Source organism: Microbacterium sp. SORGH_AS_0454 (genome assembly GCF_031453395.1).
Taxonomy (GTDB): domain Bacteria; phylum Actinomycetota; class Actinomycetes; order Actinomycetales; family Microbacteriaceae; genus Microbacterium.
The window spans coordinates 1,277,387-1,290,621 of sequence record NZ_JAVIYS010000001.1 but is presented as its reverse complement, the minus strand read 5'-3'; the positions used below and the strand labels follow the sequence as shown (position 1 = coordinate 1,290,621).

The window sequence follows — 13,235 nt, the reverse complement described above, 5'->3', positions numbered from 1 at the left end:
CGAGCGGTGGCGCAGCCCTCGCCGCACCCTCGCGCCTTTCGTCGGTCAGGAACCGTCGGAGGGTCTCACCCCGGGCGTTCGATGCCGCTCAGCAGAACCTCGATCGAGAAGTCGCGCCGTGCCGTCTCGTCGGGACCGGTCAGCAGGGCGGCGGAGCGTGCCACGCGAGGGAAGCTCTCGGGGTCGGCGTGCTCATAGGCGACGCGGACCCGCCCGCGTTCGTCACCCGTGCCACCGCGACCGTGGCGGACGGTGCGTTCGACGGCCGTCGACGCGGCGAATTGCGCGATGAGGTCGACCGCGAGCGCGGCACGATCTGCGGGAATGCCGCCGGCTTCCATGAGTGCCAGCTCATGCTCCGCGAGGCGGAGCGCGCCGGGTAGAACAGGGATCGTGCCGAGGGCCACAGCGCCCAGGCCGGGGTAGCCCTCTAGCGTTTCGATCGTGCGGATGATCGTGGCGGCGAGGGCGTCTCGCCAGCTGCGCCGGTCGTCGTCGGCATCCACGAGGGGAACCTGGGCGTACGCGGCATCCAGCACGTGTTCCAGCAGGATGTCGCGGTTTCCGAAGTAGGCGTAAAGCGAGGCGGGGCCGGTCTCGACCTGGGCCGCGACGTGTCGTAGGGTCACGGCGTCGACGCCGTGCTCGCGGATCAGCGTCATCGCGGCGTCGAGGATCGACTGCCGCGACAGCGGAGCTTTCGCGGGACGGGCGCGTCGCGACACCGGCTCGGCAGGGGAGGGCATGGGGCAACGGTAGCACTTGACGCGATCATCATTCGTGACGAATACTGTTCGCGAACGGTGTTCGTGAAGGAGGAGATCATGTCGGTTCTGGTCGTGGGTGCCAGTGGTGCCGTCGGTGGCGGGGTCGTCTCAGGGTTGCTCGAGCGAGGGGTGCGAGTGCGCGCGACGAGTCGCACGCCGCAGAAGCTGTCCCTGCCCGCGCAGGTCGAGGCGTTCGAGGCCGACCTGAACGAGCCGGCCTCGTTCGCAGACGCCCTGGATGCCGTCGACCGCGTCTTCCTCTATGCCGACCTCGCCGATCCCGAGGCCTTGCTCGCCGCTTTCGTCTCGGCGGGGGTCGAGAACGTCGTGCTGCTGTCGTCATCGTCGGTCACGTTCCCGGGGGCGGCGGAGGACTTCAACGGCTCGCGGTTCCTCCGCGTCGAGGAGAGTGTCGAGAGGTTGGGTCTCGCGCACACGTTCCTCCGGCCGGGTGGTTTCGCGAGTAACGCCGCCCGGTGGAGCTGGAGCGTCAAGGGCGAGAGCGCCGTTCCCCTGCCGTATCCCGATGCGGTGCAGGTGCCGATCCATGAGCAGGACATCGCCGACGTCGCGGTGGTCGCCCTCACCACGAACACCCTCGTCGGCGCCGCCCCCGTGCTGACCGGGCCGGAACGCCTCACCCTGCGCGAGCAGATCGAGATCATCGGAGACGTCATCGGACGGCCCGTGTCGGTGATCGAGCAGACCGAGGCGGAGTCGGCGGAGATGCTCTCGCGCTACGTACCCGAGGTGTGGGTGCGGCAGATCATCAAGGACTGGCGAGCGGCGGTCGGCACGTCACCGGTCATCTCGGACGAGTACACGAGCATCACGGGCCGCCCGCCTCGCACGTTCCGTAGCTGGGTGGCCGACCACGTCGAGCTGTTCCGCTGAGGCGCCCGCGCCGGGAGGGGGCGGGCACGGAAACTCCGCGCGGTCTCCGGTAGAGTCTGTGCCCCGCTCTCCCTCGCCGACATCCTGTCGAGCACGCGGCATCCGCTTCGACCGAACGGCAGGCGCGGCCGAGCCACCGCTTTTGTCCTGTCGTCCTGCGTCGCACGGCGCCGATCGAGTGCTCGATCGCGAAGCGACAGGCGGTGCTGTTCGCGTTCCGTGAGCTGCTGAACGCCCGCAAGCCCGAGCTCGCCCGTCTCGTGACCTCTGAGCTCGGCAAGGTCGTCTCGGATGCGATGGGGGCGCGCACGACATGCCGTGGAGGTGGTGACGCGTGCTTGAGGCGCGACACATCTGCGGGTGGACAGCGCGGCGGTGCTCAGGCCCAGAGCGACCGCACCGCCTGTTCGGCTCGGCGGAGTGAGTCGCCAGCGGATGCAGCGACGATGTCGGTACCGCTGAGTACGCCGTAAAATACCCGCCTGCAGGCGCTCCATGCGTCCTGCGCCTCGTCGTACGCGTCGCGCGCTTCACCACTCCAGGAGGAACGCAACGTGGTCGCCTGGCGTTCGAGCGCGTCGAGCTCGGCCCCGATGGCATTCGTTGCTGCCCGAAGCGAGACCAGCAGGGATTCATGGCGATCGCTATCGAACGAGATGGTCATGGTGCTGGCGTGGGGAGGTTCAGCTCGCGGAGGGCGTAGCGGTCGGGGACCGTCAGCGTGTGAAAGTAATGCACGAAGATCTCGCCGGCCTCGTCCGCAGTGAACACTTCGTCTGGGTAGACGAGGGCGCGGGCCGTCCCGTCGAGGAAGTCGATCGTCACGGGCGATTCGCCGTCGCGCGGTCCACCATCACCGACGATGTAGAGCCGCTCTATCCGTCTTGCTCCATGCGTCGCCACTCGATGGTCATGGCTTCGGCGGTCCCGGCCGCCTGTAGAAACACACTTGGCAGTGACTCGCGGGTCACGTCCCAGATGTCCTGGCCGTCCGGCAGCCTCGATAGGGAGAACGTCGAACGGCCCGACTTGCCGAGGAGAGACACCATCCGCTGCAAGTTGTCTTCGTACGACCGCGGACCATTGATGAGGTTAGCGAACGAGGCTCCGTTTATCTCGTAGACGAACGTGGGCTTGTCGTTACTCATGGCACTCGCTTCAGGTAGACGCTGGTTACTCTCATGATCTCGCCATGGACCTTTGCGGTCTCGGGATTCGTTCCCGACACGAGATCGTCGAACTCGCGCTGCCCGACTGTTCTCGTTACGCGTCCACCTGCAACTGCTCACCAGCGGTAAGCGCAGCCCCTGGCCGAATGGGCAGGCAGCGGCGATGCTGATGTTCTCTTCATCCCCAGAGGATGTGAGCAACACCGACAGAGGTTGCGGCGGGAATGGGGTGGTCACGATCATCTAGGCTCCGAATGACCGCGACCTTAGTCGTCACGGGCGTTAGGGGGGATGTCATGACTATCGATACACGTCAGCTCATTGGGGGGTCCGTCGACGATCTGGCGGAGGGCCTCCGTCCGTTCATCGAGCGGGTGTTTGTTGAGCGTCTCCCTCAGGGGCCGTCATGGGTGCAGATCATCGCTCATAAAGATGAGCTTGCGGGCAGATCCACCTCACATCATCACGCGAACGATGTCGGACTGATGCTGCGGGTGATGACCGAGAAGTTGGGCAACCTCGGTTACCCCTTCGACGGGCATATCTCGCGACAAGCGGCCAATTGGGCGAGTGAGATGCGCGAGGTGCGTAACAGGCATGCGCACCAGGTCGATTTCAGTCTCGCCGAGACATATCGGGCCCTCGATTCAGCGGAGTTGCTCCTTCGCGAAGTCGGCGCGGCCGACGAAGCGCAGCGAATTGCGGCGCGCAAGCCGGCGGTGCTCTCAGCTCTGGGCGGTGGGATAACCGGGCGCTCGCTTCCCGCACCCCCGAGCGCGCCGCAGTTTGCGCCATCGGCCTCGCGGCTCCCCGCTCCACCGGCTGTTGCGCCCCCTTCGTCGACCGAGCCGGCGGCCACCACCGCACCATCCGCCGAGTCCGACGCGACGGCGATACCGACCCTCACCCGCCGTCAGCTGCGTGAGCAGCCCGAGACGGACGCGTCGGCGACCCCGTCTGGGCCCACGCCGAGTGCACGTCTCTCCCTCGACGCGGTCACCGAGCTCAGCTACGCCATGGCACACGCGCGCATCGTGCCCGTGCAGGAGGTTCGGGTCTCGTACGATGGGCCCGAGCTTCGCGGAGCATCGCTTGAGATCGAAGCCTCTACGGCCAGTGGTTCCCTAGGGGCGCCCAAGGTCGTGATCCTCGACCTCGCGCCCGGTCTCAAGACACTCGCCGGCATCGACCTGCTTTCCCTCGACCCGGCTCCAATGCTCCAGGTCGACACAGAGCAGCCTGGCTTCATCACTCTCACTCTGCGCGGACCGGATGGCGCGGTGATCGCCGATCATCGGCATCCGGTCACTGTTCTCGCGGCGAACCAATGGATCGCCCGGGAGCTGCACCTCGGCCTCGAGCTCCTTGCTTCCTTCGTGCAGCCGCAGGCGACCACACTGACGCTCGTCCTGCAACGTGCCTCGGACCTCCTTGGGCAGTCGAGCGGTCGCACGCAGCTCGACGGTTACCAGAGCGACAACCCGGCGCGGGTGGACGCTATGGTCGCGGCCATCTGGGATGCCGTGCGCGAACTCGACATCCGCTATGCAGAGCCTCCGGCGAGTTGGGGCCTGCGCGGTCAGAAGGTCCGCACGCCGCAGGAGGTGCTCGAGGGACGGCTTGGAACGTGTCTCGACACGACTTTGACGCTCGCAGCGTTGCTCGAGCAGGTCGGGATCAACTCGACGCTCTGGCTGGTGGACGGACACATCTTCCTCGGCTACTGGCGTGAGGATCGCAGCCTCGGGCTGCCCGCGACCACCGATATCGAGGAAGCGGCGAACCTCGCGAAGCTGGGCCGGATATCGTTGCTCGAGACGACCCGGATGACCGGCGGTGCGGCGTCCGCAACGTTCGACGTCGCCCGGTCCGCGCCCGAGCCGTACCTCGAAGCACGTCGCGATGAGATCCTCGGTGTCACCGACGTGCGCGCAGCCCGAGAGAACGGAATCCTGCCGCTCCCCAGCCGCAAGGTGGGCATCGACGGTGAAGTGACCGTCGTCGAGTATCGGCCGTTGGACCGCGTCCTGCAGACGTTCGTCGCCGGCCAACGCGATGCGCAGGGCCGCACCGTGGCGCCGCCAAGGGTCGCGCAGTGGAAGAACGCTCTGCTCGATCTGAGCCTCCGCAACCGACTCATCAACTTCACGAGTAGCGCGGGATATCAACTCGCGGTTCCGGGCGCCGCCCTCGGCCGGCTCGAAGACATGATCAACGCGGGAGCGAGCGTCACGCTGCTCGCGTCCGACGACGTGCCGGAGATTGCTCGGGAGCGCGGCATCCGCTTCGGTCGCGACCGCGACTCTACCGAGCGAGAAGCGCTCCTAGCCGACAAGAGGCAGGCGCACCTGAGCGATGTCACACAAGCGGCCTACACGACGCGGCTGCGCGCTCTGGCCGCGAAAGCGAAGACGGTCACCGAAGAGACGGGCGCGAACAACCTGTACCTCGCATTCGGCACCCTGCGATGGGAATTCAACGACCGGCAGCTGCAATCGCCGCTCGTTCTCGTGCCGGTGAACCTGGAGAGTGTGTCGCGAGGTCAGTCTTTCCGTCTCGTCCTCGACGAGGCGGGGGCGTCCACGCCCAACTACTGCTTGCTCGAGAAGCTGAAGGTGAGTTTCGGCATCGAGGTGCCCGGGCTCGCGAATCCGGCGACGGATGCCGCGGGGATCGACCTCGGCGCCGCCTTCGACGCGGTCCGTCAGGCGATGGTCGACGCAAAGCGGCCCTTCATCGTCGAGGACACCGTTCACCTCGGCATCCTCCAGTTCGCGAAGTTCCGGCTGTGGAAGGATCTCGACGACAACTGGGAAGAGCTCTCGACGAACTCGCTCGTCACCCATCTCATCCATTCGCCGAACGAGGCGTTTATCGATGCCGTACCGGCGCCGGTCGACGTCGACCTCGATGCCCTTTCGGCGCAGGTTCCCGTCTCTGCGGACTCCTCGCAGCTCGAGGCGGTCGTCGAGGCCGTCGAGGGGCGCACGTTCGTGCTCGAAGGCCCTCCGGGAACCGGCAAGTCGCAGACCATCACGAACCTGCTTGTTCGGTCGTTGGCATCCGGGAAGCGCGTGCTCTTCGTCGCAGAGAAGCGCGCGGCCCTGGAGGTCGTGAAAGATCGATTGGATGCCGTAGGTCTCGGCTCCTTCTCGCTTGACCTGCATGACAAGGGCGCGCGGCCGAATGCCGTGCGCGAGCAACTACGGGCGGCCCTCGACGCCACTGCGCGGCCCGATCGGGCGGCGTTGTCCGCGCAGCGCGAGGCTGCGGAGTCCAGTCGTGGCGCGCTGTCGCGCTATGCGCAGCGAGTTCACGAACCGAACGCAGCGGGTCTGTCTCTGTACTCGGCTCGATCGCAGTTGCTGGCATCGGCGGCGGACATCCCGCCATTGGATGTGCCCGCTTCACTGGTTGCGTCGGGCGACCACATCGACCAGCTACGCGCGACTCTGCGGCAGCTGCCCGCGGTCAGTGATCTCGCCCGCCCTGCAGCGACGCATCCGTGGGGGTTCGTCGACGATCCCGCTGTCGACGCGGTCACTCTGCATAGCGCGGCCCGCAGTTTCGACGAGGCGCTGGAACGCGTCGGCGCGAGCGAGCTGCTGTCTCGGGTGCGGGAGCCGCAGCAGCTGGACGCTTGGGCGGGTGTCGCTCGCGCGCCGCGCCACGCGCTCGATGTCCTGGATCGTGTGCAACCCGAGTCGGTCGATGACCTCGTTCGGCGGCTGGCAACCTCGGTCGCGCAGCCGCCCGCGTGGCTTGCTCAGGTGGATCCGCGGGTGCTCTCGCGGAACCTCCGAGATATACATGCAGCCGCCCTGGCCGCGGATACGTCCTCGTTCTTCGGCCGCAAGAAGCGTCGGCGTGCCGTGCTGGCTCAGTTCGCGGCCGACCTGCGCGGCGAGCCGACCGCAATTGATCTGCGCGGTCTCTCGACACTGACCGGCGCCATGGCCGAGACCGCCGCACAGGTCGAAGAGCTGCGTGGTGAGCTGCAGCGGCTGCCCGTGGTGGTCGCAGCCGCCGACTTCAATCCGTATGTGGCTGGCGCCGCGGATCAGGTGGGAGCCGCGCTCACGTGGGTGGGTTGGCTATCGAGAACGCTTTCGTCCGGTGTATCGGGCGCCGGCGATCTCCGCACCGACCTGCGCCGGGTGTACGAGACAACAACCCCGGATACGGCCGCTGCTGAGCGCTTCGCGGCGCTCGCCGCAGCGTGGCGGGCACTGACAGCCGCAGCGGGAGGTGGCGCGTCTGACCATCTCGCCATCTGGGCCGGCGACGAAGGAATCGCGTCGACCTGGGAACGCACGCGCACGGCGCGCAACCTGGTGACGACCGAACCGGTCACGCTCGGACGCTGGATCGACCTGCTCCGGCACGTGGAACCTCTGCGGCTCCACGGCATGCACGCGGCACGGGAGGCGATTCTGGCTGGGCGCATCCGTGCAGACGACGCGGCGCTCGCCTTCGACAAGGGGGTCGCGGCGGCGTCCCTCGCTGAGCGCGAAGACGCCACCGCGCTCAGCGACTTCGATCCCGCCGCGCACAATCGGACGATCGCGCGGTTCGCGACGAGTTCGGCAGCTATTCGCGGCGAGCTTCCGCGGGCTCTGCCCGCTGACATCCTGTCTCAGCGGAGATTCGACCCGAAGTTCGACGGCGGCGACATGGGCGCGCTCAAACGTCAGCTCTCGAGGCAGCGCGGTGGGGACAGCGTGCGGACGCTCATGGACAAGTACGGCGATCTGATCACCCAGATCACGCCCTGCATGCTCATGAGCCCGGAATCGGTCGCCCGGTTCTTCCCCGCCCGCGCGGGGATGTTCGACGTCGTGGTGTTCGACGAGGCTTCGCAGATTCGCGTTGCGGATGCCGTGGGGGCGATGGGCCGAGCGCGTTCTGTCGTGGTTGTCGGAGACTCCAAGCAGATGCCGCCGTCAACCTTCGCCGAAGTGACGGCCGACGGCGACGAGGCTGAGGCAGATGCCGGAGTCGTCGCGGATGAGGAATCCATTCTCACGGAGTGCACGCAAGCTCGAGTTCCGAGCAAGTGGTTGTCCTGGCACTATCGCAGCCAGGACGAGGCGCTCATCGCCTTCAGCAACCACCAGTACTACGAGAGCCGCCTGTCGTCGTTCCCGGCGCCGTTGCGTGACTTCTCCGCGTCCGTGCCCGACGCGCTCGCCACGTCGAAGCCTGACTACGGGCTCTCGCTCGTGCGCGTCGACGGTCGTTTCGAACGTTCGGGTGGGCGCGGGGTCCTTCGGACGAACCGCGTCGAAGCGCAGACGATCGTCGACGAGGTGATCCGTCGGTTCGCCGCCGCCGGCGACACCGCACCGTCGATTGGAATCATCACGTTCAACGTTCAGCAGCGCGACCTCATCGACAACATGCTGCGCGACGCTCCAGACGAACGCATCGGCCGGGCGCTTGACGAGCGCGATGGTTTGTTCGTGAAGAACCTCGAAAGCGTGCAGGGCGACGAGCGCGACACGATTCTGTTCTCGGTCGCCTTCAGCAAGAACGACCGCGGAATGCTCCCGTTGAACTTCGGACCGCTGTCGCGCGCAGGAGGAGAACGCCGGTTGAACGTCGCGGTGACTCGTGCGCGCCGACAGGTTGTGCTGTACGCGAGCTTCGATCCTGCTGAGCTTCGCGCCGAGCAGACGTCGGCCCGCGGACTCAAAGACCTGAAGTCCTATCTCGAGCTTGCCGCGCGCGGAGTCGCGCCAACCGATGACTCCACGGCCCGCGTCCCCATGACCGATCGCCACCGCGATGAGATCGCAGCGGTCCTGCGCGAGCGCGGACTCGTCGTGAAGACGGATGTCGGGCTCTCGGACTTCCGTATCGATCTCACACTTGCATCCGCGTCCGACCCCGCTCAGCCCCTCATCGCCGTCCTGCTCGACGGAGAAGGCTGGCGCGCGCGCCGCACCGTGGCCGACCGCGATGGTCTGCCTGTCGATGTCCTCGGTGGATTGATGCGCTGGCCGGGGATTGAAAGGGTGTGGCTGCCGGAATGGCTCGATAACCCGGATGCCACGGCCGACCGACTCGTCGCGGCGGTGCACTGCGCTGAGGCTGGTGGCTTGTCCGCTTCGGCCTTGACGGCCGAGAGCGTTGCGCCCCAGGTCGAGGATCTCGAGTCGCTCGGTGCGGAGGAACCGTCGGAGCCTCTGCGTGGACGAATGCCGGAGGGGCAAGAGGATGAAGGAGACGTCGGTGTGACGCATCCCCACGTCCGCCCCTTCGTGCCGTGGCCGATCACTACGTCGGGCGGAGTGGCCGTGCTCGATGCACTTCCGAGTCCATCTGCTGCTCAGCGGGTTCGCTCTGTCCTTGTGGAGGTCATCGCCGCAGAGGGGCCGATCTCGCGGGCGCGCTTGGTGAGACTGGCCGCGGAATCGTTCGGACTGTCCCGTGTGTCGGGGACCCGGGCGACGGCCATCCTCGGGCTGGTTCCGGACGCTCATACCCGCCGGGGCGACGAGCACTTCGTCTGGCCCGAGGGCGTGGTTGTCGACACCTGGCGGCAGGTTCGCACGAGCACTCCGGGGGACAGTCGTCCGCTTGAGTCCGTCGCTCTGGAGGAGATCGCGAATGCGATGGCTGTTGTCGCCGAGCTCGGCGGCGGGGTACGCGAGGAAGAGATCAAGCGCGAGGCTTTGCGACTGTTCGGGGGTAAGCGGATGACGACGCAGATCTCCGAGCGACTCACCGAGGCTTTGACGGTGGCTGTGGCCACCCGACGGGTCGAGCTCGCGCCGTCGGGAGCTTACGTCGCGCGTTCTTGAGTGATCACGATGGAGTTCGGACGACGGATAGAGTGACCTCGATCACCTGGGGGGCGCAGTATGGGGCGAGGATTCGCAGTCATCGATCTTGAAACGACAGGTCTGTTTCCGCAGAAGCACGATCGCATCGTCGAGGTGGCGATCGTGCATGTCTCACCGACTGGCGTCGTCGAGGGCGCTTGGGAGACACTCGTCAATCCGATGCGCGACATGGGTGCGCAGCGCATCCACGGCATCAGCGCCGCTGCGGCCGCGCGAGCTCCGGAGTTCGCTGCACTCGCCCCGTCCATTGCCTCGCTCTTACGCGGGCGGGTGCCTGTCGCGCACAACGCCAGTTTCGACGCGCGATTCTTGGCCCACTCCATGAATCAAGTCGGTCTGGTGTGTCCCGGTGACGAGTACTGGATGTGCACGATGCAGCTTGCGGGCACATTCCTGCCGGGCAACCGGAGTCTTGCCGACTGCAGCGCTGCGATCGGATACGCGATGCAGAACGCTCATCGCGCCTCGGCGGATGCCCTGGCTGCGGCGGCGCTCCTTCGCGCTTACATCGGTGCGGGCCACGATCCCGCCTGGTGGGATGGCTGGCTCGCGACCCCGGGGGAGTGGCCGGATGAGCCGTTCGACACGACGGCCTGGCTGGCTCGTACGGACTCCGACACAGCGCCGCGGTCGGTTCTCGAGCGGTTGCACGTAGATGTCGCGGTCGATGCCGCCGTCGACGACGGCGCATTGAATCTCGACTATCTCGCTCTGCTCGACCGCGTCCTCCTCGATCGGTACATGTCCGCGACAGAGACCGACGACCTCATTCGATTTGCCGCGGAGCTCAACCTGTCGAGCACTGCAGTTCGCCGTATTCACCGCGCCTACTTCGACGGTCTGGTATCGGCGGCCTGGGCGGACGACCAGCTCACCGCTGACGAGTGGGCCGATATCCAGAAAATCGGTGGCCTGCTCGAGATCGACACGCAGACGATCGCCGGCGCCGCTTCGAAACCGTCTGCTGCAGCGCCGACTCTCACCACCGGCTTCCGCCTGTCACCGGGTGACACCGTCGTCATCACCGGTGACACGCGCCGGGATCGAGCGGAGTGGTTCCAGATACTCTCCCAGCGCGGTCTGATTCCCAAAGACAGCATGGTGAAGAAGGCCAAGGTGCTCGTGGCCGCCGACCCCGATTCGATGTCTGGGAAGGCGCGGCAGGCGCGTGCGTGGGGAGTTCCGATCGTCACGGAGGATGGCCTTGAGCGGCTGCTGGGACTGAGGGCAGGCGAGTAGCGGCCACGAGGCGCCTGAGCGCGCGGGACGGCGCTCTCCCGGCCCCAGGCATGCCGCTCTCCCGCTCTTATCGCCGCCGGTGCGTCACGCGTGGGTTGAACGCGACGGACGTGTACATGGCACGAACGTAAGGGCGTTGTGTCGCACTGCCACGCGTGTAGGTGCCGTATGCGATGACATGTCGTCCGACGAGTGATTCGACATCGTCGATCTCCAGCCTGACGAGGCTCTGCTTGTCCACCAGAACCGCGACGTCGTCTGCGGCGCCCTCCAGGCGCAGCATGAGACCTTCCCATTGTGTGCGGACAAGTCCGGCCACCTTGCCCCAGATGATGAGTTCCTTGCCCATCCACTTGTCAGAGGAGGCGTGAGTGGCGTATACCACCAGGTGGCTCGCGAGGACGGGACTGCAAGTGCCAAGGACGAGCTCGACGCCCTCGGGCACGTTGCCCGACAAGAGATTTATCAACAGAGTGGAGAACGATCGCCGGGCTGCCGCATCGATGTCGGGCAGCGTTCTGTCCGTGACATGACGTCGAGTCGATGACCCGGGTGTTCCGGCGTCTGGTCGCCGCCGACCATCCGGACCGATGGATGGCTCTGTCGCGCCAAGGCGCATCCGCCAGCGCAAGGGTCGGGTGCCGGTAGTGAAGTCATGCCCAGAATCCCCGAACGCATCGGTCGAACGTTCTGAACCTTCGTCGCAGCCGTCAAGGTGGTGGGCTGCGAATGCCGCAGCACGCTTCGTGCTGTGCATTGCGGTCGTCCAGACTTTGGCGTTGCACGCTGAGCCATCGAGGAGCTCTCCAGGGCACCACAGGTCGGGCAGCGTCGTGAGACCTTTCAATTGATCGATTGACACCAGATTTCCCGTTGAGTCGATTGCCGTATCCACCCGTCGCCTCCTTCGTAGGTTTCGTGGATTCTTCTTAGGCGGCAGCCTCGTCGTCGGCCTGACTCCGAGCCTCGTCGAACTTGACTGCCATGGTGGGGTTGCCCTTGGTCAGCTTCTTGACGGAGAGCGCCGTCGCTTTATCGTTCGCGAGGCGAAGGTTGTTCTCGGACCCGAGCAGACCCTCTTTCACCTTCTGAAGTCGGTCGATCGCAACGTCGATCTCCTTGATCGCTCCATCGAACTTGCGCTTGGCGAGGTCGTAGTTGCGGCCGAACGCCGACTTGAACTCTTCGAGATCAGACTCGAAGTTGGTGATGTCGATGTTCTGCTTCTTGACCTGCTCCAGCTCAGCTTTGACCGTGATGGTGTCCTGCGCGGCATTGCGCAGGAGCGCAATGATCGCCAGGAAGAACTGCGGGCGGACGACGAACATCTTCGGGTACAGGTGGGAGACGTCCGTGATGCCCGTATAGAGGTCTGAGTCCTCTTCGAGCATCGAGACGAGGACGGCGTACTCGCATCCCTTCTCGCGGCGGTCCTTATCGAGCTTCGACAGGAAGTCAGCGTTCTTCTTCTTGGTTGCCGAGACGTCGGACTCGTTCTTCATCTCGAACATGATGGACACGTACTCAACCCCGTCGCTGAAATCGCGGAAGACGTAATCGCCCTTCGTTCCGCTCGCTGCATCGCTGTCCTTGCCGAATTGCGCGTCGGGGAAGGCGAGCGACCGCATACGGTTGAACTCGGTCTCGCAGTGCTGTTCGAGCGTCTCGCCGAGCAGCTTGACCGAAAGACGGGCCTTCATGTCCTTGTATCTCTCGATGAGATCGTCCTTGAGCGCGAGCTCCTTGGCGTGCGATTCGCGAAGGGCCGCGTCCTTCGCCTTCTGCTCGGCGCTCTGAAGCGCGAGCTTGATGTTCGCGGCATTGAGGTTCTGCTGAGCCTCCGACACCGCCGTGGCGACGGCCAGATCGCGAACCGTTTCGGCCGATTTTGCTTCGGCGCGAAGCTTCTCGATCTCGGCATCCTTCGCAGTGGCTTGCTGCTGCGCCTTCAGGGCTGTATCCGAGACGGCGCGGGCGATCTCGGCCGCCTTGACCTTTTCGGCTTCAGCGAGGCGTGCATGCAGTTCGGACTCGAACTCTGCGTTGCGCACCTGTCCGATGATGCTGGCGTACTGCGCGCCGTCGATGGCGAACAGGGTGTCGCAGTGCGGGCACTTGATGTCTGTGGTCGCGGGCTTGCTTGCTGTGGTGGTCATTTGGGTCTCCTTGGGGTCGGGTGGCGTGCTACCGCCACGTCGTCTTGGCCGCGGCTCCCGCTGCCGATCCGATAATGCAAGAGTCTGCGCATAAGTTTGCCGTTTAAAACGATAAGACCCCTTATCAGATGTAACGCATGCGGGTAGGACGCGAGCGATAGC

Annotated in this window: 9 protein-coding genes; 3 read left to right on the top strand and 6 right to left on the bottom strand. The window is 65.8% G+C overall.

Going from position 1 to position 13,235, the window contains the following annotated elements; genetic code table 11:
• Positions 1–65 precede the first annotated feature (65 nt).
• On the bottom strand, positions 66–746 hold the full coding sequence (locus tag QE454_RS05930; protein WP_307457032.1) for a TetR/AcrR family transcriptional regulator: 681 nt from the start codon (positions 744–746) through the stop codon (positions 66–68).
• Positions 747–824: 78 nt separating this feature from the next.
• On the opposite strand from QE454_RS05930, the gene QE454_RS05925 reads away from it, so the two are divergent.
• Positions 825–1,661: an SDR family oxidoreductase gene (locus QE454_RS05925; protein WP_307457034.1), complete on the top strand. Its 837-nt coding sequence runs from the start codon at positions 825–827 to the stop codon at positions 1,659–1,661.
• A gap of 379 nt (positions 1,662–2,040) precedes the next feature.
• On the opposite strand, the gene QE454_RS05920 is transcribed toward QE454_RS05925, so the two are convergent.
• From QE454_RS05920 to QE454_RS05910, 3 genes are read right to left on the bottom strand one after another with little or no spacing between them, the layout of a single operon-like run.
• The gene (locus QE454_RS05920) at positions 2,041–2,325 is read right to left on the bottom strand and encodes a WXG100 family type VII secretion target (RefSeq protein ID WP_307457039.1); all 285 of its coding nucleotides are present in this window, start codon (positions 2,323–2,325) and stop codon (positions 2,041–2,043) included.
• Positions 2,322–2,486 (bottom strand): hypothetical protein, encoded by a 165-nt coding sequence (locus tag QE454_RS05915; protein ID WP_307457042.1) that lies wholly within the window; start codon positions 2,484–2,486, stop codon positions 2,322–2,324. Before QE454_RS05915 ends, QE454_RS05920 begins: the two co-directional genes overlap by 4 nt.
• A 50-nt stretch (positions 2,487–2,536) precedes the next feature.
• The gene (locus tag QE454_RS05910) at positions 2,537–2,809 is read right to left on the bottom strand and encodes a hypothetical protein (RefSeq protein ID WP_307457045.1); all 273 of its coding nucleotides are present in this window, start codon (positions 2,807–2,809) and stop codon (positions 2,537–2,539) included.
• 275 nt (positions 2,810–3,084) lie between these two features.
• Between QE454_RS05910 and QE454_RS05905 the strand changes: the two genes are divergently transcribed.
• Together QE454_RS05905 and QE454_RS05900 are read left to right on the top strand one after the other, a co-directional pair.
• Entirely contained in the window at positions 3,085–9,636 is a 6,552-nt protein-coding gene (locus tag QE454_RS05905; protein ID WP_309668552.1) for a DUF3320 domain-containing protein, read from the top strand.
• Positions 9,637–9,696: 60 nt separating this feature from the next.
• A complete protein-coding gene (locus tag QE454_RS05900; RefSeq protein WP_307457050.1) occupies positions 9,697–10,917 on the top strand; it encodes an exonuclease domain-containing protein in 1,221 nt (406 codons plus the stop codon).
• Between the two features lie 67 nt (positions 10,918–10,984).
• On the opposite strand, the gene QE454_RS05895 is transcribed toward QE454_RS05900, so the two are convergent.
• On the bottom strand, positions 10,985–11,812 hold the full coding sequence (locus QE454_RS05895; RefSeq protein WP_307457053.1) for a hypothetical protein: 828 nt from the start codon (positions 11,810–11,812) through the stop codon (positions 10,985–10,987).
• A 34-nt stretch (positions 11,813–11,846) separates the two neighbouring features.
• A complete protein-coding gene (locus tag QE454_RS05890) occupies positions 11,847–13,073 on the bottom strand; it encodes a DUF2130 domain-containing protein (RefSeq protein ID WP_307457056.1) in 1,227 nt (408 codons plus the stop codon).
• Between the last annotated feature and the right edge of the window lie 162 nt (positions 13,074–13,235).

What these genes read in the sequence shown, in the direction of transcription:
- QE454_RS05930 (WP_307457032.1), bottom strand. Translation starts at nt 746, where the DNA reads ATGCCCTCCCCTGCCGAGCCGGTGTCGCGACGCGCCCGTCCCGCGAAA.
- QE454_RS05925 (WP_307457034.1), top strand. Translation starts at nt 825, where the DNA reads ATGTCGGTTCTGGTCGTGGGTGCCAGTGGTGCCGTCGGTGGCGGGGTC.
- QE454_RS05920 (WP_307457039.1), bottom strand. Translation starts at nt 2,325, where the DNA reads ATGACCATCTCGTTCGATAGCGATCGCCATGAATCCCTGCTGGTCTCG.
- QE454_RS05910 (WP_307457045.1), bottom strand. Translation starts at nt 2,809, where the DNA reads ATGAGTAACGACAAGCCCACGTTCGTCTACGAGATAAACGGAGCCTCG.
- QE454_RS05905 (WP_309668552.1), top strand. Translation starts at nt 3,085, where the DNA reads ATGACCGCGACCTTAGTCGTCACGGGCGTTAGGGGGGATGTCATGACT.
- QE454_RS05900 (WP_307457050.1), top strand. Translation starts at nt 9,697, where the DNA reads ATGGGGCGAGGATTCGCAGTCATCGATCTTGAAACGACAGGTCTGTTT.
- QE454_RS05890 (WP_307457056.1), bottom strand. Translation starts at nt 13,073, where the DNA reads ATGACCACCACAGCAAGCAAGCCCGCGACCACAGACATCAAGTGCCCG.